General features: G+C 70.4%; 22 protein-coding genes. 15 read left to right on the plus strand and 7 right to left on the minus strand.

All coding sequences use genetic code 11. The features are described from left to right. Positions 1 to 964 (plus strand): HNH endonuclease signature motif containing protein (locus Amac_RS57370; RefSeq protein ID WP_155356141.1); only part of this gene is annotated, 964 nt, incomplete at its 5' end. Positions 965 to 1,380: 416 nt separating this feature from the next. Here Amac_RS57370 and Amac_RS21260 read toward each other — a convergent pair. The 4 genes from Amac_RS21260 to Amac_RS21275 all read right to left on the minus strand — a co-directional run bounded on the left by Amac_RS21260 (position 1,381) and on the right by Amac_RS21275 (position 6,144). Further along, on the minus strand, positions 1,381 to 3,729 hold the full coding sequence (locus Amac_RS21260) for a HelD family protein (RefSeq protein ID WP_307729746.1): 2,349 nt from the start codon (positions 3,727 to 3,729) through the stop codon (positions 1,381 to 1,383). 170 nt (positions 3,730 to 3,899) lie between these two features. Further along, positions 3,900 to 4,847 carry a nuclear transport factor 2 family protein gene (locus tag Amac_RS21265; protein ID WP_155356143.1) on the minus strand — a complete coding sequence of 316 codons (948 nt, stop codon included), beginning with the start codon at positions 4,845 to 4,847 and terminating at the stop codon, positions 3,900 to 3,902. A gap of 15 nt (positions 4,848 to 4,862) precedes the next feature. Continuing rightward, entirely contained in the window at positions 4,863 to 5,615 is a 753-nt protein-coding gene (locus tag Amac_RS21270; protein WP_155356144.1) for an SDR family NAD(P)-dependent oxidoreductase, read from the minus strand. A gap of 52 nt (positions 5,616 to 5,667) precedes the next feature. Then, positions 5,668 to 6,144: a YbaK/EbsC family protein gene (locus Amac_RS21275; protein WP_246268542.1), complete on the minus strand. Its 477-nt coding sequence runs from the start codon at positions 6,142 to 6,144 to the stop codon at positions 5,668 to 5,670. A gap of 151 nt (positions 6,145 to 6,295) precedes the next feature. Here Amac_RS21275 and Amac_RS21280 point away from each other — a divergent pair, with 151 nt between their 5' ends. The 3 genes from Amac_RS21280 to Amac_RS21290 all read left to right on the plus strand — a co-directional run bounded on the left by Amac_RS21280 (position 6,296) and on the right by Amac_RS21290 (position 9,261). Next, positions 6,296 to 7,105, plus strand: a complete 810-nt coding sequence (locus Amac_RS21280) for a L,D-transpeptidase family protein (protein ID WP_155356145.1) — start codon at positions 6,296 to 6,298, stop codon at positions 7,103 to 7,105. A gap of 360 nt (positions 7,106 to 7,465) precedes the next feature. Continuing rightward, on the plus strand, positions 7,466 to 7,924 hold the full coding sequence (locus Amac_RS21285) for an SAV_6107 family HEPN domain-containing protein (RefSeq protein ID WP_155356146.1): 459 nt from the start codon (positions 7,466 to 7,468) through the stop codon (positions 7,922 to 7,924). Between the two features lie 920 nt (positions 7,925 to 8,844). Then, on the plus strand, positions 8,845 to 9,261 hold the full coding sequence (locus tag Amac_RS21290; protein WP_155356147.1) for a hypothetical protein: 417 nt from the start codon (positions 8,845 to 8,847) through the stop codon (positions 9,259 to 9,261). Between the two features lie 461 nt (positions 9,262 to 9,722). On the opposite strand, the gene Amac_RS21295 is transcribed toward Amac_RS21290, so the two are convergent. From Amac_RS21295 to bldD, 3 genes are all read right to left on the minus strand, one after another. Continuing rightward, positions 9,723 to 10,955, minus strand: a complete 1,233-nt coding sequence (locus Amac_RS21295) for an arginine deiminase (protein WP_155356148.1) — start codon at positions 10,953 to 10,955, stop codon at positions 9,723 to 9,725. Between the two features lie 426 nt (positions 10,956 to 11,381). Further along, positions 11,382 to 11,597 carry a DUF3040 domain-containing protein gene (locus tag Amac_RS21300; RefSeq protein WP_155356149.1) on the minus strand — a complete coding sequence of 72 codons (216 nt, stop codon included), beginning with the start codon at positions 11,595 to 11,597 and terminating at the stop codon, positions 11,382 to 11,384. Between the two features lie 143 nt (positions 11,598 to 11,740). Next, positions 11,741 to 12,235 carry a transcriptional regulator BldD gene (gene bldD / locus Amac_RS21305; RefSeq protein ID WP_155352052.1) on the minus strand — a complete coding sequence of 165 codons (495 nt, stop codon included), beginning with the start codon at positions 12,233 to 12,235 and terminating at the stop codon, positions 11,741 to 11,743. A 377-nt stretch (positions 12,236 to 12,612) separates the two neighbouring features. Here bldD and pyrR point away from each other — a divergent pair, with 377 nt between their 5' ends. From pyrR to rpoZ, 11 genes are all read left to right on the plus strand, one after another. After that, entirely contained in the window at positions 12,613 to 13,191 is a 579-nt protein-coding gene (gene pyrR / locus Amac_RS21310) for a bifunctional pyr operon transcriptional regulator/uracil phosphoribosyltransferase PyrR (RefSeq protein ID WP_155356150.1), read from the plus strand. After that, entirely contained in the window at positions 13,188 to 14,114 is a 927-nt protein-coding gene (locus Amac_RS21315; protein WP_155356151.1) for an aspartate carbamoyltransferase catalytic subunit, read from the plus strand. The genes pyrR and Amac_RS21315 overlap by 4 nt, the downstream gene beginning before the upstream one ends. After that, a complete protein-coding gene (locus Amac_RS21320) occupies positions 14,111 to 15,397 on the plus strand; it encodes a dihydroorotase (protein ID WP_155356152.1) in 1,287 nt (428 codons plus the stop codon). The genes Amac_RS21315 and Amac_RS21320 overlap by 4 nt, the downstream gene beginning before the upstream one ends. Then, entirely contained in the window at positions 15,394 to 16,500 is a 1,107-nt protein-coding gene (carA, locus tag Amac_RS21325) for a glutamine-hydrolyzing carbamoyl-phosphate synthase small subunit (RefSeq protein ID WP_155356153.1), read from the plus strand. Before Amac_RS21320 ends, carA begins: the two co-directional genes overlap by 4 nt. Continuing rightward, the gene (carB, locus tag Amac_RS21330) at positions 16,493 to 19,771 is read left to right on the plus strand and encodes a carbamoyl-phosphate synthase large subunit (protein WP_155356154.1); all 3,279 of its coding nucleotides are present in this window, start codon (positions 16,493 to 16,495) and stop codon (positions 19,769 to 19,771) included. The genes carA and carB overlap by 8 nt, the downstream gene beginning before the upstream one ends. Positions 19,772 to 19,787: 16 nt before the next feature. Beyond that, complete coding sequence (locus Amac_RS21335) at positions 19,788 to 20,648, plus strand: dihydroorotate dehydrogenase electron transfer subunit (protein WP_155356155.1); 861 nt, start codon at positions 19,788 to 19,790, stop codon at positions 20,646 to 20,648. After that, entirely contained in the window at positions 20,638 to 21,597 is a 960-nt protein-coding gene (locus Amac_RS21340; protein ID WP_246268543.1) for a dihydroorotate dehydrogenase, read from the plus strand. The genes Amac_RS21335 and Amac_RS21340 overlap by 11 nt, the downstream gene beginning before the upstream one ends. After that, a complete protein-coding gene (gene pyrF / locus Amac_RS21345) occupies positions 21,594 to 22,298 on the plus strand; it encodes an orotidine-5'-phosphate decarboxylase (protein ID WP_155356156.1) in 705 nt (234 codons plus the stop codon). The genes Amac_RS21340 and pyrF overlap by 4 nt, the downstream gene beginning before the upstream one ends. A 197-nt stretch (positions 22,299 to 22,495) precedes the next feature. Beyond that, positions 22,496 to 22,819 carry an integration host factor, actinobacterial type gene (gene mihF / locus Amac_RS21350; protein WP_155335391.1) on the plus strand — a complete coding sequence of 108 codons (324 nt, stop codon included), beginning with the start codon at positions 22,496 to 22,498 and terminating at the stop codon, positions 22,817 to 22,819. A gap of 143 nt (positions 22,820 to 22,962) precedes the next feature. Further along, a complete protein-coding gene (gmk, locus tag Amac_RS21355) occupies positions 22,963 to 23,523 on the plus strand; it encodes a guanylate kinase (protein ID WP_155356157.1) in 561 nt (186 codons plus the stop codon). A gap of 16 nt (positions 23,524 to 23,539) precedes the next feature. Further along, positions 23,540 to 23,803, plus strand: coding sequence for a DNA-directed RNA polymerase subunit omega (gene rpoZ / locus Amac_RS21360; RefSeq protein WP_155335393.1), 264 nt, complete (start codon positions 23,540 to 23,542; stop codon positions 23,801 to 23,803). Positions 23,804 to 24,353 lie beyond the last annotated feature (550 nt).

Consider the following 24,353-nt stretch of genomic DNA (forward strand, 5'->3'; position numbering starts at 1 on the left):
AACACACGACCACCCCACCACCACCGACCCCATCACCGGCCACCCCACCCATGACGCCGACTCCACCCACGCGCCCTCCACCGCGGCGTCCGGCACGCCCGCCACGCCCGCCACGCCAGCCACGGGGGTGCCGCCATCGCAGAGCACAGCCGGACGCACCGACACCGCCGCGGCCGACGCAGTTGCGGCCGGCACCGCTGACCCCGGCACCGCTGCGGCCGACACTGCTGGCCCCGATACCGCCAACACCAGCACCGTCGGCTCCAGCGATGCTCGGCCCGGGACACCTCCGGCCGGTGACGGCTCGACCTGCCGCGCGGGCGGCCCCTGCCACCCTGGAGGCACCGGTTCAGCCGGAACGGGTACCGGCCGCGCGGGCACCGGTTCAGCCGGAGCAGGTGCCGACAGCGCGAGCACGGGTTCAGCCGGAGCGGATGCCAGCAGCACGCGCACCGATTCAGCCGGGGCGGGCGCGGGCAGCGTGGGCGCGGGTGAGGGGCCGGTGGGGGATGCGTGCAGGACCTGTGGGCATGCGCCGGACCGGCTGGCGCCCGGGCTGCTGATCGCCACCGGGCAGCTGCTGCCCGTCTCCGACGTTCACCGGCTGGCCCGTACCTCAAGGCTGGTCCGCATGGTCGTCGACGCGCAAGGACGCGTTCTGGACATGGGCCGCGCCGTTCGCCTGGCCACCCCCGCCCAGCGGCAGGCCATCCTGGCCCGCTACGCCACCTGCTACCGCGAGGGCTGCCCCATCCCGGCCGACATGGCCGAAATCGACCATGTCAAGGGCTGGGCCGACGGCGGCACCACCGACCTGGACCTCCTCGCCCCCGCCTGCACCTGGCACAACCGCGACAAAGCAACCCACCCCGACCGCTACCGCACCCGCCGCAACCACGACGGCACCTGGACCCTCCTCTACCACGGGAAAAGCAACCGCTTCGCCGGACGATTCCGGCGCTGAACCGGACCGGCATGAGAGCGCCACCCACCCAGGCCGGGAACCGCCCGTGCTGGCTCTGTGTGCCGACTTTGCGTGTCGACTTTGCGTGTCGACTCTCGTTTGGTCGGTGCCGACTTCGTCGGGTCCTTCGGCGTTGGCAACGCGGATGCCCACGTGCGGATCTGCGGGAGATCGCGGCACTAGATCGCCGTGATTGCCTCGTCGTCGCCCCCGCCACCTTCCCAAGGGACAACCCAAGGGGCCAAGGGACAATGCCTCACAGTTCTCCCCGGCGGTTGACCCTGCGGACTCCGTGAAGTTGTCAGGACTCCTCAATTTGGGCTGCGGGTCAAGGGCGAGCCCGAGGAGGACGGGGAGGACGACGCGATTCTGGGGCTGAGGCGTCGCGCCGATGTACCAGCTGGGAGGTGATCCGGTCATCCGAGACCGGTGTCGCGTTCGCGCACGGTACGGGCTATTTCGGCGGGTGCCGGTCCTGGGTGCAGGATACCGAGCCGTTGCGTGGCCCTGGTCAAGGCCATGTACAGGTCATTGCGTCCCCGGGGTGAAGCGCTCAGGATCGCGGCCGGATCGGCGACCAGGACCGAGTCGAATTCGAGTCCTTTGACCTGTTTGACGCCCAGGACCACGATCGGGGCCGTCAGATCGGGGTGCGGGCCGGAGGCGGCGTCGGGGAGGGTGGCCTGGATCGCGGTGGCCAGTTCGGCGATCCGGTCGTCGGGGACGATCACGGCGAGCCGTCCGTCGCCCAGCAGCGCCGCTTCCTGAGCGGTGTGGTGGGCAAGCCGTTCGGGCAGCGCGCGTGCGGAGGTGCTCATCCGCCATGGCGGCATGCCGGTCTCCCGTACCGACTTCGGCGGCGCCATCTCGGGATCGAGACCGGCCAGCAGGTCGGCGGTCGCTGCCATGATCTCGGCGGGGGTGCGGTAGTTGACCGACAGCCGGGCCAGCCGCCACCGGTCGCCGACGTAGGGGTGAAGCACCCGGTCCCAGGACGTGGTTCCGGCCGCGTCCGAGGTCTGGACCACGTCCCCGACGAGGGTCATCGACCTGCTGGGGCAGCGCCGCATCAGCTGCCGCCAGGCCATCTGGGACAGCTCCTGCGCCTCGTCCACGATCACATGCCCGAAGGTCCAGGTCCGGTCGGCGGCCGCCCGTTCGGCCACCGTGGCCTGCTCGACCTCGTGGTGGCGGTCGGCGAGGCCGCGCGCGTCCAGCAGATCCCCGGCTGTCAGCGCCTCCCGGGCCTCGTCGTCGCCGAACCGCGCGATGTCCAGAACCCCCTGGGCGTACTCGATGTGCCGGGCACGTTCACGTGCCGCTCGCGCCCGGACGGCCCGGTCGTCCACGCCGAGCAGCTCGGCGGCCTCGTCCAGCAGCGGCACGTCGGCCGCGCTCCAGCCGCCCGGCGCCCGGACCAGCGACGCCCGCTCGGGCTCGCTCAGCTGGGGGGCGCAGGCGGCAAGCCGGTACGGGTCGGCGAACAGATCTTCAAGCAGTCGCTGCGGGGTCAGCGCCGGCCACAGCGCGTCGATCTCCGCGCGCACGTCGGGATCCGAGGCCAGTTCCCGGCGCAGATCGTCCTCGTCGTCGACGATCTCCCGGGGGAGCACACCCTCCAGGCCCGCGAGGTCGTCCCGCACGGCTCTGTCCACGTCTGCCTCGGCCAGGACATCGGCTATTTCGGCTTCGAGGCGGTCGGCCAGCCTGCGGGTCTGTTCGGCCAGACCACGCGCGAGATGATCGATGATCGCGTCGGCGAATACCGGTCGCGCCCGGTTGTGCGGCAGGCCCGAGGCGCGCGCTCGGGCCGCCGCCTGAGCGCGGGCATCGCGGTCCAAGCGCGACAAGACGCCGGGCGGCGCCTGTCGCTCGCGTACGGCGGCGGCCAGCACCTCGGCCATCACCGCCCGGCCCTTGACCTCCGCCGCCAGCGCGGGCTCCGCGCGGTCCGCGGTGACGCCGGGGAACAGTTCGGCGATGGTGGCGAGCAGCACGCCGGTCTCGCCCAGGCCGGGCAGCACCTGCCCGATGTAGCTGAGGAAGGTGGTGTTCGGTCCGACGACCAGCACGCCCTGGGCGGCCAGCCGGGGACGGTTGTAGAGCAGATACGCGGCGCGATGCAGGGCGACTGCGGTCTTGCCGGTGCCTGGCCCGCCCTGCACCACCAGCACCCCGCGGTGGTCGGACCGGATGATCGCGTCCTGTTCGGCTTGCAGGGTCGCCACGACATCGTGCATCCGCCCGGTCCGCCCGGCGTTCAGCGCCGCCAGCAACGCGGCCTCCCCCGCCAGCGTCTCCGCGCCGGGCGCCCTGCCGCCGTCGAGGACCTCGTCGTCCACGCTCACCACGCGGCGGCCGCGGGTCACGATGTGACGCCGCCGGTGTACGCCCTCCGGGACGGCGGTGGTCGCCACGTAGAACGGCCGGGCGGCGGGCGCTCGCCAGTCCACGAGCAGCGGATCGCCCTCAGGGGACGGCAGCCCGATGCGGCCGATGTAGTGCCGCCCGCCGCCGCTGAGGTCCAGGCGCCCGAAGCACAGGCCGTTCTCCGCCGCGTCGAGCCGGGCGAGTCTGCCGGAGCACTCGCTGAAGGCGGCGTCCCTTTCCGCCCGGGCCTGCGCCGTACCGCCGACGCCCCGCGACACCGCGGCCAGCCGGACCGCCGTATCCGCGCGAAGTGTGTCGAGCCGCCGGTAGAGCATAGACACGTACGCGTGCTCGCGCCTGATCGGATTCCCGGCTTCCGGGTCTGGCAATGTCACGTTCCGCCCTCTTGTCGCTGGTCTGAGGCCAGTCAAGAGTGCGGCGGGGATTAACGGAAAAACAGTCTTGTTCTTGCCGGTACGCATCAGCCGCCCTGTATCACCGCAGGTCAGAACAGCAGAAATTAGACTGATCACCGGCGCCAACAGGGCAGCTTGCCCGATCTGGCTCAGGGTGCCTGCCGGTCGGTGAGGCCGTAGACGTCGAAGGCGTGGCGGGTGTCGCAGTACTCCCTGACCTCGGTGATTCTGCCGCTGCCGGCGAAGGTGAGGACGAAGGCGTAGCGGTTCTCGTAGCGGGCGCCCGTGCGGTGGGTGCCACGGCTGACGGCTTCGACGGCGACGAGGTGCGGGGTTTCGATGATGCGGTGGGCCAGGAGAGTGAGGCCAGTGGGGTAGGTGGTCGTGAGGGCGGTGATTCTGGCAGCCCGGGCGCTGATGAGCACGCGGCCGACGACCAAGAGGCCGGGGTTGAGGTCGACGGGGGCCTCGGGGCCGGGAGTGCGCAGGCGGCCACCGTCGGCCCACCAGGTGGCGTCCGCCGTACAGAGGGCGAGGAGGCGGTCGGCGTCGGCGGTGGAGATGGCGGCGAGGAAGGCGAGGGCGAGTGCGCCGCCGGGGCTGGTGGGGACGGCCTCGGGAGGCCAGGGGGAGTCGTCGGTGGAGCGGCGGTTGAGGTTGCGGCCCTCGAAGACGGCGGCGGCATGGGCGGTGTCGAGGTATTCGCGGACGGAGACGATCAGACCGTCCACGACGTGGATCACGAAGCAGTAGCGGTTGCGGTAGGGGTGGACGCCCGCGAACAGGCCGTCCCCCTCGACCTCCAGGACGGCGATGTGGTCGGTGGCGAAGGAACGGCGGACCGTCTGGCGTACGCCGGAAGGGAAACGATCGCGGACGCCGGCGAGCAGGTCGCATTTGTCCATGGCGTTCATGCGGCCGTGCAGCGGCCAGGGGCGGTCCTCGCCGGGGTCGGCGGAGAAGCGCCCGCTTGCCCGGTCCAGCCCGGTGTCCACCCACCAGTACGCGTTGGGGGCGAACCACCGGCGTACCCCTGAAGCGTCGTTGGCGTCGAGCGCGGTCATCATCGCCAGGGCGACCGAGTGGGCGGAGGTCATGAGGCGTCCCAGGGGCTAGATCGAACGGTGCATGCCGCCGTCGACGGTGAAGGTCTCTCCGGTGATGTAACGGGCGGGGCCCGAGGCGAGGAAGACGATGAGGGCGGCGGCCTCCTCGGGTGTTCCGAAGCGCCGGGCCGGGATGAGCTGGCGCGCGAACTCCTCCTGGGCCGCACGGGTGGGGAAGTGCGCGCGGATCTGCTCGCTGTCGATCCGGCCGGGGGCCACGCAGTTCATGGTGACCCGGCGGTCCGCGACCGTGCGCGAGAAGCCCTTGGACCAGAGGACGCATGCCGCGATCGCGGACTGGGCGGCCGAGACCCCGAACGGCTCCAGGATGCCGACCAGGTTCACCACCCGGCCCTGACCGCCCGCCGCCAGCAGGGGCAGGAACTCCTCGGCCAGGCGCCGTTTGGCGTGGAAGTTGAGCTCGAACTGGCTCCGCCAGAGCGCCTCGTCGAGAGTGGCGCCGGCGGGTTCGGCGCGACCGGCGTTGTTGATCAGGATGTCGAGCCGGCCGAGGCGGTCGTTCACCTGGTCGCGCAGGCGCTCAGGGGCGTCCGGGTCGGTGAGGTCGGCCGCCAGGCAGAGAGGACGGGGACGGCCCTCGGCTTCGATCTCCGCCGCGAGGGTTTCCAGGGCATCCAGGCGACGGGCGACCAGGACGACCTGGGCTCCCTCGGCGGCCAGCAGGCGGGCAGTGGCCCTGCCGATACCGGCGCTCGCGCCCGTGACGAGGGCGCGACGGCCCGCAAGCTCCAGATCCACGAAGCCACGGTAGATCCGGTGGCTCCGATGAGTCAAGCAAATGCTTGATTTACTACTCGACCTCGGTGGGCGTGCCGTCGGTGAGTTTCAGCAGCTCGTCGTACGTGGTGGAGAAGACGGCGTGCGGGTGACCGGCGGCGGCCCAGATGGTCGGGTGCTTGGCCAGCCACGTGTCGACCAGGGTGCGGACCGGCGCCGGGTGGCCCAGGGGGGCGACGCCGCCGATGGGCTGGCCGGTGTGCTCGCGGACGAACTCCGGGGTGGCGCGGCGGAGCTTGGCGACGCCGATGGTGGCGGCGACCAGGTCGGTGTTGACGCGGTGGGCGCCGCTGGTGAGCACCAGCAGCGGGGCGCCCTCCGCGTTGAAGATCAGGCTGTTGGCGATCGCGCCGACCTCGCAGCCGAGCTGGGCGGCGGCGGTGGCCGCGGTGGGGGCTGATTCGTCGAGCACGACGGGCTCACCGGTTGCGCCCATTTCGCGGAGGATTGCGGCGATATGGGCAATGTTGGGGTGCAACTTTTCACTCACCCGCTAACTCTAAACAGTAAGGAAGGGCAGGAGGCTCGCGTTACGCCCCCATTGCCCCACCAGGGATCAAGTAGCTGTCAAGCGGGATCCAAGTACCTCGTGCGCTACTGTCCTTTGCCAAATGATGGTGAAAATGAGGGGGTTGATGTAGATGAGGGCTCGACGCCGTCATCTCGCCGCCGCGGCGCTGTTATCGGCGGCGGCCGTGGCGCTGACCGGTTGCGCTGTGACGGGTGCTGAGCACACACGTCCGGCCGCGGTCAGCCTGGACTCTGGAGCGGTCCGATTGGTGTCGGCCTGGGAGCCGGCGCCGTTCGTCGCCCCGGGCAAGACACTCAAGCTGGGCGCGAAGGGGGCGGCGGTCAAGGCGCTCCAGACGCGGCTCAGAGAACTGAAATATCTCCCCGGCAAGATCGACGGCAAGTACGGCGGCGCCACCCAGGCCGCCGTCTGGGCCTTCCAGAAGGTCCAGGGCCTCAAGCCGTCCAGCACGATCACGGCCAGGACGTGGAACGCCCTGGAACAGCCGGTCCAGCCCAAGGTCCTGGTGCCGAACGGTAAGCCCAACCGGGCCGAGGTCAACCTGACCAAGCAGATCATGGTCCTCTACCGAGGCGGCCAGATCCGGCTGATCACCCACATCTCGTCCGGCAGCGGCGTGCCGTACGTCGAGTACGCGATGTGGAACGGCGAGCGCCAGCGGTTCTCCGGCGACGCGCGCACGCCCACCGGGAACTTCAAGACGACCTGGCGGCGCAGCGGCTGGCACAAGTCCTACCTGGGCCAGCTGTACAACCCGATCTTCTTCAACGGCGGCATCGCCTTCCACGGCGCGCTGTCGGTGCCGCTCTACCCGGCCTCCCACGGCTGCGTACGGCTGCCGATGCACGTCGCGGAGATCCTCCCGGGACAGCTGGGCACGGGGGTGCCCGTACACGTGCGGGGCAAGTTCGCCCGCTGACGCACTTCGACGGCCCCGCATCTTTCCAGGTGCGGGGCCGTTTTCGCGCGCGGAGAGTGCCATTGATCGAACCCCTGTTCGGCGAAGTGCTTGACTTTGACCTTGGTCGAAATTATGTTCGAGGTGTGAGCGTGGGACTCGCGGCCTGCTCTCACCCAAGAGGGGCCTGCGCTCCCCGTCGTCGGCGGAGACGAGTGGGGGCGCGGCCCCGAAGCTTGGGCCGGACGGGGAGAGGGGAAGCTCCTCGTCCGGCCGGTGCAGCGACCTGGAGGAACCGCAGGCGGGAAATGTCGGTGGCGTCTGCGAGTCTGATTCCACCGGCGGAGATCGCCGGAGGCCACCAAGCCCTAGGAGGCTGGCATGACCGGACCGCACAACGGGCCCACCAGCGGGCCCGGCACCGGGCCCAGTGCGCCCAAGGTGTCGCGGACCGTTCTCGCACACCTGACGGACGCTCGCGCCTGCCTGGCGGACGCGACCCTCGCGACATCCCCGGCGGAACGCTACATCAACGCCCACCTCGCGGCACTCCGCGCGGCCGCGGCGATCCTGGCCGCCCGCCCCCAGCCCATCGACGGCCGCCGCCGGCGGCTGCGCAGCGCCTGGGAACTCCTGCCCGAGGCCCAGCCCGAACTCTCCCAGTGGGCCGCCTACTTCGCGATCAGCGCCAAGAAACGCGCCGCCGCCGAAGCCGGCCTCATCCACCTCGTCAGCCCCCACGACGCCGACGAACTCATCGCCGAAGCCGAGGGCTTCGTCACCATCATCGAATCCACCCTCGGCGTCGTCACCCAGCAAACCCTCCCCATGGCGGGTTGAAGAGAACACTGGCGGGCAGGCTAAGCCACCATCACCGTTACCCGGATCGCATCAAAAGAGCGGCATGTTCCGGACTGGCAGGCCGGCTAAGCCACCACCACCGGCCATAACGCGACGGGCCACGCGCCCGGCCCGACCCTGACCGTGCCCTTCTCACAGGGACGCTCGCCGGTTCCCACCCTTCTTCACTACAACGTCGCCGGGCAGGTGACCGGCTTCGGCCTGCGCTGCCGCGGGCGGTCTTCCGGATCGGGGCTTGGTCTGCGGCGGGTAAGCGGAGGGGTAGTCCGGTCCGGGGACCGCGCTTTCGTCTGCTCGTGGCCAGTGGAGGGGTGGGCGGCAACGTCTTCCTCGGGATGCTCGCCGGTTCCTCCCCTTCTTCACTGCAACGTTGCCGGGCAGGTGACCGGCTTTGCATGTCCTGCTGCGGGCAGCCTTCAGGATTGGGATCCGGGCTCCGGCGGGTAAGCGGAGGGGTAGTTCGGTCCGGGGACCGTGCTGCCGTCTGCTCGTGACGAGTGGAGGGGCGGGCGGCAACGTCTTCCTCGGGATGCTCGCCGGTTCCTCCCCTTCTTCACTGCAACCGCTTCTTCACTGCAACGTTGCCAGGCAGGTGACCGGTTTCGGCCTGCCCCGCTGCGGGCGGTCTTCCGGATCAGGGATCCGGGCTCCGGCGGGCAAGCGGAGGGGTAGTCCGGTCCGGGGACCGTGCTGCCGTCTGCTCGTGACCACTGGGGGGAGGGCGACTACGTCTTCCTCGATGGCCGGATGGAGGAGCTGCCGGGCGCTGGGGGATGTTCGATGGTGATCCCTCGGTGGAACGGGTGGAACTGGATAGGGGAACAGGGCGGAACGTGGTGTCGCGTCTGAGAAGTGAAAGCAGCCGACTGTGTGACTCGAAAGAGGGCTGGGACACTTCGATGACAGAACCCCGAGTATCCGCATCCAATCTCAAGCGTGGCTTCTTAAGGCGCGGCCTGGTCGCGACCGTGCTTGTCGTCGGCGCGATCGCGCTCGGTGGCGGACCGGCCTACGCGCTTCCGCCGACCCCGGGACATCCGGACGAGGGCGGTGACTTTCTGACGGTCCTGACCTTCCACGACGGGCTGGGTGGACCCGCGATCGGCCAGACCTGGTTCGGATGCCCCGGCGTGCCGCAACAGTCGTGGGGCACGACCACCGGCATCACCACCATCGACTTCCTGTCCTGCACCGCTACCGGGGACCCAAGGATCCCGGACTGGGACGACGAGATCCCCTTCCCACTGCCTCCGCCGCCGGACCCCGAGCTCCCGCCGGGGGGCCCGCCCGGCTGCACCCTTTGCCAAGAGCCCTAACCCGCGAGCGGTCGATGGTGAGGGGCACGGTCGAACTGGTTGAGCCCGATGCCGATGCGTGTGCTGGGCACGGACGAGACCGGTTCGGCCGGCCCCGGCGGCGCGGCGCGGCCGTGGTCCTCGCGGCGGACGGCACGCTGGGCGGCCTGGAACTCGCGCCGCTGAAACTTCGACGACGTGGCCCGACAGGCACCATGACGACGGCCGGATCCGCTGGGTGCGGACCCGATCCGCAGGAAACCTTCCAAGCGAAAGCCCGGTTAGATGCCGTCGCGTTCGAGGGGGCAGCTCATGTGGCGGGGACCGTCGGGGCTGCGGCCGAGTGCGCTGTCGCTTGCGAAGAGCCCAAACCTGCAGGCGGTCGTGGCCAGGGGCGTGGTCGGACCGGGTCGAGTTCGAGCTGATGCGTGTGCTGGGCATGAACGAGACGCGGTTCGGTCGGGCTCTGGTGGTGAGGTCGGTTAGATGCCGTCGCGTTCGAGGGGGCAGCTCATGCAGCGGGGGCCGCCGCGGCCGCGGCCGAGTTCGCTGCCGCGGATGGTGATGACCTCGATGCCGTGGGAGCGCAGGTAGTTGTTGGTCGTGGTGTTGCGCTCGTAGGCGACGACTACGCCGGGGGCGATGGCCAGGACGTTGCAGCCGTCGTCCCACTGTTCCCGTTCGGCGGCGTGCACGTCCTGGACGGCGGTGAGGACCGTGATGTCGGCCAGGTCGAGAGCGCGGGCGATGGCCTGGTGCATGTCCTCGGCGGGGTGGTCGGTGACCTTGAGCTCCCGGTCGGTGGCGCCGGGTTCGATCGTGTACGACGGCAGCATGCCCAGGCCCGCGTACTTGGTGAACACCCCGGCGTCCACGTTGGTCAGCACCGTGTCCAGGTGCATGAACGCCCGCGCCTTCGGCAGGTTCAGCGCCACGATCTTCCGGGCCGAGCCGGCGCGGAACAGCTTCTGGGCGAGCATCTCGACGGCTGGGGGCTGGGTGCGCTCGCTCATCCCGACCAGGACCGCGCCCCGCCCGATGACCAGGACGTCACCGCCCTCGATGGTGGCGGGGGCCATCGGGGTGCCCTCGTTCCAGACGTGGAAGGCGGTGCCGAACCCAGGCGCGAACTTGGGGTGGAATTTGTAGATCGCTTCCATGTTGACCGTTTCGCGGCGGCGGGCCTTCTTGCGCATCGCGTTGATCGAGACGCCGTCGTAGATCCAGCATGAGGTGTCCCGGGTGAACAGGTGGTTGGGCAGCGGCGGCAGCACGAAGTCGTCCGGGCCGAGGGTGTGGAACGCCAGCGACTTGGGGTCGCAGCCCAGCTCCATGATCTCCCGCTTGGTGATGCCGCCCGTCAGGTACGGCGCGAGCGCCTTCTCGTCGAGCGCGTCCAGGGCGTCACGGATGGCGTCGGTGGCCAGCGGCCCGAACCAGCGCTCGTCGACGCTGGCGTCCAGGATGTGCTTCCTGGCCTCGGGAATCGTGATCGTCTCCCGGAGCAGGTCCAGCAGCGGGAGCACCGTGACGCCGAGCTCCCGCAGCACCAGCTGGAACTCCTGATGCTCCTCAATGGCGCGCTGCACCCACAGCACGTCGTCGAAGAGAAGATCGTCCTTGTTGCTGGGGGTGAGCCGCTTCAACGAGAGGTCCGGCGTGTGCACCAGCACCTGGTGGAGCCGCCCCACCTCGGAATCCACCTGAAAAGTCATGATCCCCCCGGCGCGAAGCCCATGCGGCAATCGGGACCTGCCCGGCACAAGGGGTCACAAACCGCGAACCCACATTGCCACGGCATCGGCGGGGGGGGGATCCCGAGGACAAACAAAGGGTTCCCGAAGGGCCCAGGGCTGGGGAGTGCTCACCCCACCGGCGACTATCTGGCAACAAGTCTGCCTAAAGGCAACCCGATAGCCCTGATTGGAGCTGGATGAGCGGGAGAACCACCCTGCCGTGGCTGTCGCTTCGTCCAGCGACCCACGGCGATGGTGGGTCGGGAGAAGCCCAAGGGGCAAACAATGGCACGGCGATGGGAGAACCACCGTGCCGTGGCTGACGTTTCGTCCAGTTACCACGGCGATGGCGGGGCCGGGCGGAGCCCGGGGGAGACAAAAGGGAGGGTGGGTGGGAGAGCCACCCTATTTCGAGGTGGTGACCGTGTAGAGGAGCGCGCAACCGGCAAGGATCACAGCCAGGGCGATGATCGGCCAGGCCTGGGGCCGGGATGGGAGCATCTCGGCGTGGACGGTGCCGGTGCCGTGTCCGGAGAGGCGGTCGGCCAGGGCCGGATCCTCGGCGCGCACACGGCGTGCGATCTCATCGAGCACGCGTCGCTCGCGCGTAGACAGCCCCATGTCTGCTTCCTCCTATAAATCTGGTAGAAGGAAGTTTTATCGCCCTTTGCCCTATTTTTCCAAGACGGCAGCGGGTAGATCTTCGGCGGCTCCCTCCAGCGGCCAGGCCGCCGGAGGGACGCGAGCCGAGGGAGGCGTGCGGGTCAGAAGGACTCGACCGCCCGGCGAGCCTCGGCGTCCAGCACACCCCAGCTGATGAACTCCTCGGTCAGCTCCGACGGCGACTTGTCGTAGATGACCGCGAGCGAGCGCAGGTCCTCCTGCCGGATGCTCAGCACCTTGCCGTTGTAGTCCCCGCGCTGCGATTGGATCGTCGCGGCGTAGCGGGCCAGCGGCCCCGCCTTGTCCTTCGGCAACTGGGAAAGCCGCTCCAGGTCGATGACCAGCTTCGGCGTCGGCAGCAGCGGGGAGGGCGCGGCGCCCCCGGGCAACAGCTCCGAGACGGGCACCCCGTAGAAGTCCGCCAGCTCGGCCAGCTTCTGCACCGTGACCGCACGATCCCCACGCTCGTACGATCCGACGACGACGGCCTTCCATCGCCCCCGGGACTTCTCTTCTACCCCATGCAAGGACAGACCCTGTTGGGTGCGGATGGCGCGGAGTCGCGCGCCCAGCGACTTGGCGTAGTCAGACGGCATCGTATGGCCCCCGGCTTTCTATGTCTGTTCTTAGGTTGATTGTGCGTCCTTGTACCGAATGCACTAACCACCGGGGCTGTACCTGGGGGCAGGCACCTTCGGTGACCACTGCGTCGGGTTTTACCCAGGAAGGTCGCGAGTTGTGGTTACGGACAGTGACGGTAAAGCCGTGACCGGGAAAGGTCAAGTCGATTGGGAAAAGATGGCCAAACAGTGCTCTCCCCGACAACCGAGCCATCCTCGGGTTTCGGGCGAGGGTGGTTCGATGCCCGCTGGGGCCTATCGTCCCAGGCCATCGGCGGGAGCCTGGTAGTGTTCTAGCGCCTGACACCCTTTTAAGACCCGTCCTGTGAGGCGGGAAAGGCGGTGATTTTTTCATGTCCGATGCCCAAAATCCCCCGGTTTCTGGGGGGGATCTGGCGCGAGCGGTCCTGGAAGGACCCGACATCCACCGGGCCTTGACCCGGATCGCGCACGAGATCCTGGAGCGCACCAAGGGCGCGCAAAGTGTCGTCCTGCTGGGTATCCCCACCCGCGGCGCGACCCTGGCCCGGCGGCTCGCCGAGCGCGTCGCCCAGTTCGAGGGGCGCAAGATCCCGGTCGGCGCCGTGGACATCACGATGTACCGCGACGATCTCCGGCTCAAGCCCGCCCGCCCGCTCGGCCACACCGACCTGCCGCCCGGCGGGATCGACGACAAGATCGTGGTCCTGGTGGACGACGTGCTGTTCTCGGGCCGTACCGTACGGGCCGCGCTGGACGCCCTCAACGACCTCGGCCGCCCCCGCGCGGTCCAGCTGGCCACCCTGGTCGATCGCGGCCACCGCGAGCTGCCCATCCGGGCCGACTACGTCGGCAAGAACCTGCCGACCGCCAAGAGCGAGAAGGTCAGGGTCTTCCTGGAGGAGACCGACGGCCGCGACGCGGTGCTGCTGGTCAGGGAGGGGGAGCGGTGAAGCACCTGATCTCCGCGGGCGACCTCGGCCGCGACGACGCCCTGCTCATCCTGGACACCGCCGAGGAGCTGGCCCGGGTCTCCGAGCGCTCCATCAAGAAGCTGCCGACGCTGCGCGGCCGCACGGTGGTGAACCTGTTCTTCGAGGACTCCACCCGCACCCGCATCTCGTTCGAGGCCGCCGCCAAACGCCTGTCCGCCGACGTGATCAACTTCTCGGCGAAGGGCTCCAGCGTCTCCAAGGGCGAGTCGCTCAAGGACACCGCGCTCACCCTGGAGGCCATGGGCGCCGACGCCGTGGTGATCCGGCACAGCGCCTCCGGCGCCCCGCACCGCCTGGCCAACTGGGTCCGTGGCAGCGTGGTCAACGCCGGGGACGGCACCCACGAGCACCCCACCCAGGCCCTGCTGGACGCGTTCAGCATGCGCCGCAGGCTGGGCCGCCTGGAGGGCCTCAAGGTGGCCGTGGTCGGCGACATCCTGCACAGCAGGGTGGCCCGCTCCAACGTGCTCCTGCTGGCGTCGCTCGGCGCCGAGGTCACCCTGGTCGCCCCGCCCACCCTCCTCCCGGTCGCCGTGGAGAACTGGCCCTGCCTGGTCTCCTACGACCTGGACGCGGTGCTCCCCAAGTCGGACGTGGTGATGATGCTCCGCGTCCAGCTGGAACGCCAGAACGCCGCCTTCTTCCCGTCCGCCCGCGAGTACAGCCGCCGCTACGGCCTGGACCGCGACCGGTTCGCCAAGCTGCACGACGACGCCATCGTCATGCACCCGGGCCCGATGAACCGCGGCATGGAGATCTCCGCCGAGGTCGCCGACTCGCCGCGCTCGACCATCGTGGAGCAGGTCGCCAACGGCGTGACCGTCCGGATGGCCGTGCTCTACCTGCTGCTCGGCGGCGCGATCGGGGGAGAAGTCCAGTGATCATCAGAAACGCCCGCATCCTCGGCGGCGACCCCGTCGACCTCAGGATCGACAGCGGCCTGATCGCCGAGATCGGCCCCGGCCTCGGCGGCGAGACGGTCTTCGACGCCGACGGGCTGCTCGCCCTGCCCGGCCTGGTGGACCTGCACACCCACCTGCGCGAGCCGGGCCGGGAGGACGCCGAGACGGTCGAGACCGGCACCCAGGCCGCCGCCCGCGGCGGCTACACCGCCGTGCACGCGATGGCCAACACCTCCCCGGTGGCCGACACCGCCGGCGTGGTCGAGCAGGTCTGGCGGCTCGGCCAGGAGTACGGCCACTGCGACGTGCAGCCGGTCGGCGCGGTCACCAGCGGCCTGGACGGCAGGCAGCTGGCCGAGCTGGGCGCGATGGCCGACTCGGCGGCCCGGGTCCGGGTCTTCTCCGACGACGGCAAGTGCGTCTCCGACGCGGTGCTGATGCGCCGGGCGCTGGAATACGTCAAGGCCTTCGACGGCGTCGTGGCCCAGCACGCCCAGGAGCCCCGCCTCACCGAGGGCGCCCAGCTGAACGAGGGCGAGGTCTCGGGGCGGCTCGGCCTGGCCGGCTGGCCCGCCGTGGCCGAGGAGGCGATCATCGCGCGGGACTGCCTGCTGGCCGCGCACGTCGGCTCCCGGCTGCACGTCTGCCACGTCTCGACCGCCGGCTCCGTGGAGATCATCCGCTGGGCCAAGTCGAAGGGCTGGGACGTCACCGCCGAGGTCACCCCGCATCACCTGCTGCTCACCGACGCCTGCGCGGAGAAGTCGCCGGTCGGGCCGTACAACCCGATCTACAAGGTGAATCCGCCGCTGCGCACCCGCGACGACGTGCGGGCGCTGCGGGAGGCGCTGGCCGACGGCACGATCGACTGCGTCGCCACCGACCACGCGCCGCATCCGGTCGAGGACAAGGAGACCGAGTGGGCCGCCGCCGCGATGGGCATGATCGGCCTGGAGACGGCGCTGAGCGCGGTGCAGGAGGCCATGGTGGAGACCGGCCTGCTCGACTGGGCGGCGGTGGCCGACCGGATGTCCTCGCGGCCCGCGCGGATCGGCCGGCTGGCCGGGCACGGGCAGCCGGTGGAGGTCGGCTCGGTCGCGAACATCACGCTGTACGACCCGTCCGTCCGCGCGCTGGTGGATCCCGGCGCGATGGCGTCCAAGAGCAGAAACACCCCGTATGAGGGGATGACCCTGCCCGGCCGGGTGGTGGCGACCTTCCTGCGGGGCAGGCCGACCGTTCTGGAAGGGAAGCTCGTATGAGTCCTGCGCTCCTGGTCCTGGAAGACGGCAGAGTCTTCGAGGGCGCCCCTTACGGAGCCGTGGGCGAGACGTTCGGCGAGATGGTCTTCAACACCGGCATGACCGGATATCAGGAGACCCTCACCGACCCGTCCTACCACCGGCAGATCGTCGCGATGACCGCGCCGCACATCGGCAACACCGGCGTCAACGAGGAGGACCCCGAGTCCGGCCGCGTCTGGGTGGCCGGCTACGTGGTGCGCGAGCCGGCCCGGGTGGCCAGCAACTGGCGTGCCACCGCGTCCCTGGAGGACTACCTGCGCCAGCAGGGCGTGGTCGGGATCGCCGTGCGCGGCACCCGGGCGCTCACCCGCCACCTGCGCGAGCGCGGCGCGATGCGGGCCGGGGTGTTCTCCGGCGACGCGCTCGCGCCCGTCGCCGAGCTGGTCGAGCGGGTACGGCGTTCGCCCGCCATGCTCGGCGCCGACCTGGCCGCCGAGGTGTCCACGAAAGAGCCCTATGTCGTCCCGGCCGTGGGGGAGAAGCGGTTCACCGTCGCCGCCGTGGATCTGGGCATCAAGGCGATGACCCCGCAGCGGATGGCCGAACGCGGCTGCGAGGTGCACGTGCTCCCGGCCACCGCGACCGCCGCCGAGATCCTCGCCCTCGACCCCGACGGCGTGTTCTTCTCCAACGGCCCCGGCGACCCCGCCACGGCCGACGGCGCGGTGGCCGCGCTGCGCGGCGTGCTGGCGGCGGGCAAGCCGTTCTTCGGCATCTGCTTCGGCAACCAGATCTTCGGGCGGGCGCTCGGGCTCGGCACGTACAAGCTCAGGTACGGCCACCGCGGCGTCAACCAGCCGGTCCAGGATCGCCGCACCGGCAAGGTGGAGATCTCGGCGCACAACCACGGCTTCGCCGTACAGGCGCCGCTGGACGGGCCTTTCGACACGCCGTACGGGCGGGCCGAGGTGAGCCACGTGAACCTCAACGACGGCTGCGTGGAGGGGCTGCGGCTGCTCGACTATCCGGCGTTCAGCGTGCAGTACCACCCCGAGGCCGCCGCGGGGCCGCACGACGCCGCGTATCTCTTCGACGAGTTCTGTGAGGTCATGGGTGCCTAAGCGGACGGATATCGAGTCGATCATGGTGATCGGCTCCGGGCCGATCGTGATCGGGCAGGCCTGCGAGTTCGACTACTCGGGCACCCAGGCGTGCCGGGTGCTGCGGGCGGAGGGCTTCCGGGTCATCCTGGTCAACAGCAACCCGGCGACGATCATGACGGATCCGGAGTTCGCCGACGCGACCTACGTGGAGCCGATCACCCCCGACATCATCGAGCAGATCATCGCCAAGGAGCGCCCGGACGCGCTGCTGCCCACCCTGGGCGGCCAGACCGCGCTCAACGCGGCCGTCGCGCTGCACGAGTCGGGCGTGCTGGCCAAGTACGAGGTCGAGCTGATCGGCGCCAACTTCGAGGCCATCCAGGCGGGCGAGAACCGGGAGCTCTTCAAGGGCATCGTGGCCAAGGTGGCGGCCGAGCGCGGCCTGAACGCCGAGTCGGCGCGCAGCGTCATCTGCCACACCATGGCCGACTGCCTGGCGGCGGCCGATCAGCTCGGCTACCCGCTGGTCGTGCGGCCCTCGTTCACGATGGGCGGCGCGGGCTCCGGGTTCGCGCACGACGAGGCGGACCTGCGCCGGATGGCGGGGGCGGGCCTGGACGCGTCGCCGACCACCGAGGTGCTCCTGGAGGAGTCCATCCTCGGCTGGAAGGAGTACGAGCTGGAGGTCATGCGGGACCGGCACGACAACGTGGTCATCGTCTGCTCGATCGAGAACGTGGACCCGATGGGCGTGCACACCGGCGACAGCGTGACCGTGGCGCCGGCGATGACGCTGACCGACCGGGAGTACCAGAACATGCGGGACGTGGCCATCGCGGTCATCCGCGAGGTCGGCGTGGACACCGGCGGCTGCAACATCCAGTTCGCGGTGGACCCGGAAACCGGGCGCATGATCGTGATCGAGATGAACCCGCGGGTGTCCAGGTCCAGCGCGCTCGCGTCGAAGGCGACGGGTTTCCCGATCGCCAAGATCGCCGCCAAACTCGCGATCGGCTACACGCTGGACGAGGTCCCCAACGACATCACCAAGGAGACCCCGGCGTCGTTCGAGCCGTCGCTCGACTACGTGGTCGTCAAGGTGCCTCGGTTCGCGTTCGAGAAGTTCGCCGGGGCCGATCAGACGCTGACCACGCACATGAAATCGGTCGGCGAGGCCATGGCGATCGGCCGGTCGTTCCCTGAAGCCCTCCAGAAGGCCCTGAGATCGCTGGAGAAGAAGGGATCCTCGTTCAGCTGGTCAGGAGGGCCTGGAACGAAGCAGGAGCTCCTGGCGGCCTGCCGGACCCCGCACGACGGGCGGCTGCGCACGATGCAGCAGGCCATCCGGGCGGGGGCGACCCTCGAGGAGCTGTACGACGCGACGAAGATCGACCCCTGGTTCCTCGATCAGCTGATGCTGCTGCACGAGATCGCCACCGGGATCGTCGATCTGGACGAGCCGACCCTGCTGCGCGCCAAGGAGCACGGGTTCAGCGACGTGCAGATCGCCGAGATCCTCGGCATCGACGAGATCCGGGTCCGCGACCTGCGGCACGCGCTCGGGCTGCGGCCGGTCTTCCACACCGTGGACACCTGCGCGGCCGAGTTCGAGGCGCGCACGCCGTACCTCTACTCGACCTACGACGAGGAGAGCGAGGTCCCCGCGGGGGACCGGCCCAAGGTGATCATTCTGGGCAGCGGGCCGAACAGGATCGGGCAGGGCATCGAGTTCGACTACGCGTGCGTGCACGCCTCCTTCGAGCTCAGCCGGGCCGGATTCGAGACCGTCATGGTCAACTGCAACCCGGAGACGGTCTCCACCGACTACGACACCTCCGACCGGCTCTACTTCGAGCCGCTCACCCTGGAGGACGTCCTGGAGGTGGTGCACGCCGAGCTGCGGACCGGGCCGGTGGCCGGGGTGATCGTGCAGCTCGGCGGGCAGACGCCGCTCGGGCTCGCCCAGGCGCTCAAGGACGCGGGCGTGCCCGTCGTGGGCACCTCGCCCGAGTCCATCCACCTGGCCGAGGAGCGCGGCGCGTTCGGCCGGGTGCTGGCCGAGGCCGGGCTGCCCGCGCCCCGGCACGGCACCGCGCTCACCGTCGCCGAAGCCCGCGACATCGCCGGGGAGATCGGCTATCCGGTGCTGGTCCGGCCGTCGTACGTGCTGGGCGGGGCCGGGATGGCCATCGTGTACGACGACGAGACCCTCGCGTCCTACATGTCCAAGGCCGCCACCGACCACCCGGTGCTGATCGACAAGTTCCTCGACGACGCCATCGAGATCGACGTGGACGCGCTCTACGACGGGACCGAGCTCTTCCTCGGCGGCGTCATGGAGCACATCGAGGAGGCCGGCATCCACTCCGGCGACTCGGCCTGCGCGCTGCCGCCGATCACCCTCGGCGGGCACGACATCAAGCGCATCCGCGCGGCCACCGAGGCCATCGCCCGCGGCGTCGGCGTGCGCGGCCTGCTCAACGTGCAGTACGCGCTGGCCGCCAACGTGCTCTACGTGCTGGAGGCCAACCCGCGCGCGAGCCGTACCGTGCCGTTCGTGTCCAAGGCCACGGCGGTGCCGCTGGCCAAGGCGGCGGCCCGGATCATGATGGGCGCCACCGTCGCCGAGCTGCGCGCCGAGGGCATGCTCCCGGCCGCGGGCGACGGCGGCACCCTGCCGCTGGACGCGCCCATCGCGGTCAAGGAGGCCGTGCTGCCGTTCGACCGGTTCCGGGGCGTGGACATCGTGCTCGGCCCGGAGATGCGCTCCACCGGCGAGGTGATGGGCATCGACGAGTTCTTCGGCACCGCCTACGCCAAGTCCCAGGCCGCCGCGTACGGCGGGCTGCCCACCACCGGGCGGGCGTTCGTGTCCGTGGCCAATAAGGACAAACGCGCCATGATCTTCCCGGTGAAGGCGCTCGCCGAGCTCGGATTCGAGATCCTGGCCACGGAGGGTACGGCGGAGGTGCTGCGCCGTAACGGCGTCCGTGCCAAGATCGTGCGGAAGCAGAGCGAAGGCGCGGGCCCGGGAGGTGAGCCGACGATCGTGCGGCGCATCCTGGACGGCGAGGTGGATCTCATCGTCAACACCCCGTTCGGCAGCCCCGGCCAGTCCGGGCCGCGGTTGGACGGCTACGAGATCCGCACCGCGGCCGTGCTGCGCGGCATCGCCTGCATCACCACCGTGCAGGGGCTGGCGGCCGCCGTACAGGGCATCCAGCACATCCTCAGGGGGGACGTGGGCGTACGGTCGCTGCAGGAGCACGCGCGGCGGCTGCGAGGCTGAGCCGAGGAGTTTACGAGTGGCCGGGACGCCGGTGCAGGTGACGGGCACGGTGCTGACGACGCGCCGGGTCGACGCTTACCACGCGCTGACCGTCGTCGCGCCGGGCATCGCCGACCGGTTCCGCCCCGGCCACTTCGTCACCGTCGCCGTCGGCGGCCCGCAGACCTCCATGCTGACCCGGCGCGCGTTCGCCGTGCACGACGTGAAGTCCGACTACGGCGGCACGGTGGAGTTCGTCTTCGCCGTGCGCGGCCCCGGCACGGCCTGGCTGGCCGACCGCAAGGCCCGCGACGCGCTCGACATGGTCGGCCCGCTCGGCCGCCCCTTCCCGCTCCCGCGCGACCCCGCCACCTGCCTGCTGGTCGGCGGCGAGTACGGCTCCGCCCCGCTGTTCGCCCTCGCCGACGCCTTGCACCAGCGCAACTGCCGGGTCGACTTCGTGCTCGGCGCGGCCAGCTCCGACCGGGTGTTCGGCGCGCTGCGGGCCCGCCGGATAGGCGAGACCACCACGCTGACCACCCAGGACGGCTCGCTCGGCATGCGCGGCTCGGTCGTGGACGTGCTGCCCGCCGTGATCGCCGACACCCGGGCCGACGTGGTCTACGCGTGCGGCCCGATGCCCATGCTGCGCGGGGTGACCGCGGTCTGCGTGGAGTTCGACATCCCCGTCCAGGTCTCGGTCGAGGAGGCCATGGCCTGCGGGATCGGGATCTGCATGACCTGCGTGGTGCCGGTGATCGGCGACGACGGCGCGACCCGGATGGTCCGGGTCTGCACCGAGGGGCCGGTCTTCCGGGGCGAGCGGGTGCGCTTCGACGACGTTGGCACGATCCCGTTCGACGCCTTGGGCGCGCCGGGGGGCGACCGTGGCCGTTGACATGCGCGCGTACCTCGCGCACGTCGAGCTGCCCAATCCGATCCTGGCGGCGGCGGGCTGCGCCGGGACCGGCCGGGAGCTGTCGGCCTTCGCGGACGTGACCCGGTTCGGGGCGCTGACCACCCGGTCCATCACGATGGCCCCCAGAGCGGGCCGTCCGACCCCCAGGATGGCCGAGACGCCCTCCGGCATGCTCAACGCCGTCGGGCTGCAGGGACCGGGCGTGGAGGCCTTCCTGGCCCGCGAGCTGCCCTGGCTGGCCGAGCGCGGCGCCAGGACCGTGGTCTCCATCGGCGGCGGCAGCGTGGCCGAGTACACCGCGCTGGCCCGGCGGCTGGCCGACGCGCCCGGCGTCACCGCCGTCGAGATCAACCTGTCCTGCCCCAACGTGGACGACCGCGGCCGGGTGTTCGCCCGCGACGGCGGCGCGGCGGCCGAGGTCGTCGCCTCGGTGCGCGCCGCGATGCGCTACGACGTGCCCGTGGTGGCCAAGCTCGCGCCCGACGTGGCCGACGTGGTGGCCATCGCCCGCGCCTGCGTGGACGGCGGCGCCGACGCCCTCGCCATGATCAACACGCCGATCGGGATGAGCATCGACGTGGACGCCATGCGCCCGGCCCTGGCCGCCGGGACCGGGGGCCTGTCCGGGCCCGCCATCCGGCCGCTGGCGGTCCGCTGCGTCTGGCAGGTGCACGCGGCCTTACCCGGGGTGCCCCTGATCGGCATGGGCGGCGTCACGTCCGGCCGGGACGCCCTTGAGCTCGTCCTGGCGGGCGCCTGCGCGGTCGCCGTGGGCACCACCCTGTTCCATGACCCCTACGCCTGTCCGCGCATCCTGCGGGAGCTGGAGGAGCTCCTGCACGAGCGCGGCTTCGACCGGCTGGCCGACGCCGTCGGCCTGGCCCACCGCCCCGCCCACCGAAATGATCTTGAGGAGAGCCCGCTGTGACCCCCGCACCCATCGCCGTCGCCCTGGACGCACCCGACCTGGAGACGGCGGCCCGCTGGGCGAGCCTGGTCACGCCGCACGTCTCGACCGTCAAGGTCGGCCTTGAGCTTTACCTCAGGTACGGCCCGGACGTGCTCGCCACGGTTCGCGGAGCCAGCGGTGTCCGGATTTTTCTGGACTTGAAGCTGCACGACATCCCCAACACCGTCGCCGGGGCCGCCCGCGCGGTCGCCCGGCTCAAGCCCGCCATCCTCACCGTGCACGCCACCGGCGGCCCGGCCATGATCCAGGCGGCGGTGGAGGCCGCCCCCCAGACCCAGATCGCCGCCGTCACCCTGCTCACCTCGCTGTCGGAGGCCGATCTGGCCAGGACCGGCATCCAGGGACCCGCCGGGGACGCGGTCCGGCGGCTCGCCGCCCTCGCGGTCGGCGCCGGGGCCCAGGCGCTCGTCTGCTCCCCCCGCGAGGTCGCCGCGGTGCGCGCCGAGGTCGGCCTCGGCGTCACGTTGATCACGCCGGGGGTACGGCCGGCCGGAGCCGACACCCAGGATCAGGCAAGAGTAGCGACCCCCGAGGCCGCCATCGCCGACGGGGCCGATCTTCTCGTCATCGGGCGCCCGATCACCGGTTCTCCGGACCCCGGCGCGGCCGCCGCCGGGATCGCCGCGGCGCTGCGCCGGACGGCCCTTTCGCGGCCCTGAGGCGTTCATCAGGCGAGGCTCGCTTCCGTAGCTGATAGGGCCGTTTTCGTAGACAGTCCGTTAGATCTCGACTACGGAGAGTAGTTTATTGGACTTTGTGGGGACAGAAATAGGTCTTGACGTTGCCTGATGGGGCAAAGACCAGCTACTTTCCCATCCCGTCCGAGTACATCGACAGAAATTCGAGGTGACCCGGCGTGGCTCTTCCTCCCCTGACCCCCGAGCAGCGCGCCGCAGCACTTGAGAAGGCTGCCAAGGCCCGCAAGGAGCGTGCTGAGGTCAAGAACCGGCTCAAGCATGGCGCGGTATCTCTGGCCGAGGTGCTGAAGGATGGGCAGACCGACGACGTCATCGGCAAGATGAAGGTCTCGGCTCTGCTGGAGTCGCTCCCTGGCGTGGGCAAGGTCCGCGCCAAGCAGCTGATGGAACGTCTTGGTATCGCCGAGTCCCGCCGCGTGCGGGGCCTCGGCGCGAACCAGCGCGCCTCCCTGGAGCGCGAGTTCGGCGGCGCCGAAGGCTAGGCGTACGCTGTCGGTCATCTCGCGGCTTCCCGCGGGGTGACCGAACCGCGCGACACGGGGGGCATTGAGTGACCGGCTCGTCCTGGCCCGAAGGCAGTCAGGCCCACAAGGCCGCCGAGTCCGGGACACGTTACGGTGACTCCATGCCTCAAACCCGCCTGACGGTCCTGTCCGGACCGTCCGGTGTGGGCAAGTCCACGGTCGTCGCCGAGCTCCGGCGGGCACACCCGCAGGTGTGGCTGTCGGTCTCGGTGACCACCAGGAAGCCCCGCCCCGGCGAGACCCACGGCGTCGAGTACTTCTTCGCCGACGACGCCGAGTTCGACCGCCTGATCGCCGCCGGGGAACTGCTGGAATGGGCGGAGTTCGCGGGCAACCGCTACGGCACCCCGCGGGACGCCGTGCTGGACCGCCTCGCCACCGCCACCCCCACCCTCCTGGAGATCGACCTCCAGGGCGCCCGCCAGGTCCGGGCCAGCATGCCCGACGCCCTCCTCGTCTTCCTCGCTCCCCCCTCCTGGGAGGAACTCGAACGCCGCCTCCGCGGCCGCGGCACCGAACCCCCCGACGTCATCGCCCGCCGCCTCGAAGCCGGGCTCGTCGAGATGGCCGCCGAGAAGGAGTTCGACGTGACGCTGGTCAACACATCGGTCCAGGACGTGTGCCAGGCACTGATAGCCTTGATGGCTGAAGCTGACAACTAGCTAGGGGACTCACGACGTGACCACCAGCGCGGCCTACTCCGAAGGCATCACCAACCCGTCCATCGACGCGCTCCTCGACGTGGTCGACAGCAAGTACAGCCTGGTCATCATGGGCGCCAAGCGGGCCCGCCAGATCAACGCCTACTACAGCCAGCTCGGCGAGGGCCTGCTGGAGTACGTGGGACCGCTGGTCGAGACCCACGCCCAGGAGAAGCCGCTGTCCATCGCCCTGCGCGAGGTCAGCGAGGGCCTACTGACTTCGGAGCCGATCGAGGGCTGATCCATCGGCGCCATCACCCGACGAGTTTGGGTGGGGCGCTTGGATTTGTGGCGGGTTGATTTGTGGTTCTCCGCTCGCCCTCTTTGAGGCTGGCGTTGGGTTGACGATGGCGCATTGATCCTGGTGGGGCGGTTTAAATTCGTTTGGGTTGATGCGGGGGTTCTCCCGCCCATCCCTTCGTTTCCCACGGGCTCCGCCCGGCCCCGCCATCGCCGTGGTCGCCCAAATGAAGCGGCAGTTCGATCAGCGTGGTTCTCCCACCCACCCAACCCTTGGTTTCACCCGGGGCTCCGCCCCGGCCCCCCTGGTCACCCTCGGGGCTCCGCCCCGGCCCCTGGTCACCCTCGGGGCTCCGCCCCGGCCCCTGGTCACCCCCGGGCTCCGCCGCGCCCTCAGCATGGTCGGCCATCTCGCCGAGTCCTTGATTGCGGTGGAAGTTCTACCCCCGTCCCTTTGAGGCTGGCGCTTGGTCGGCGGGGCTGCGGTGTTCCTGGTCGGGGTCTAGCGTGATGGTGCCCAAGGGCTGTCGTTTCGTGCCAGGACTACAGGG

The sequence above is a fragment of the Acrocarpospora macrocephala genome, from assembly GCF_009687865.1.
GTDB lineage: Bacteria > Actinomycetota > Actinomycetes > Streptosporangiales > Streptosporangiaceae > Acrocarpospora > Acrocarpospora macrocephala.

Coding starts and splice junctions, on each gene's coding strand:
- Amac_RS21290 (WP_155356147.1), top strand. CDS start 8,845: ATGACAGAACCCCGAGTATCCGCATCCAATCTCAAGCGTGGCTTCTTA.
- pyrR (WP_155356150.1), top strand. CDS start 12,613: ATGTCCGATGCCCAAAATCCCCCGGTTTCTGGGGGGGATCTGGCGCGA.
- gmk (WP_155356157.1), top strand. CDS start 22,963: ATGCCTCAAACCCGCCTGACGGTCCTGTCCGGACCGTCCGGTGTGGGC.
- Amac_RS21300 (WP_155356149.1), bottom strand. CDS start 11,597: ATGGGGCTGTCTACGCGCGAGCGACGCGTGCTCGATGAGATCGCACGC.
- carA (WP_155356153.1), top strand. CDS start 15,394: ATGAGTCCTGCGCTCCTGGTCCTGGAAGACGGCAGAGTCTTCGAGGGC.
- Amac_RS21265 (WP_155356143.1), bottom strand. CDS start 4,847: ATGACCTCCGCCCACTCGGTCGCCCTGGCGATGATGACCGCGCTCGAC.
- Amac_RS21285 (WP_155356146.1), top strand. CDS start 7,466: ATGACCGGACCGCACAACGGGCCCACCAGCGGGCCCGGCACCGGGCCC.
- bldD (WP_155352052.1), bottom strand. CDS start 12,235: ATGCCGTCTGACTACGCCAAGTCGCTGGGCGCGCGACTCCGCGCCATC.
- Amac_RS21280 (WP_155356145.1), top strand. CDS start 6,296: ATGAGGGCTCGACGCCGTCATCTCGCCGCCGCGGCGCTGTTATCGGCG.
- Amac_RS21295 (WP_155356148.1), bottom strand. CDS start 10,955: ATGACTTTTCAGGTGGATTCCGAGGTGGGGCGGCTCCACCAGGTGCTG.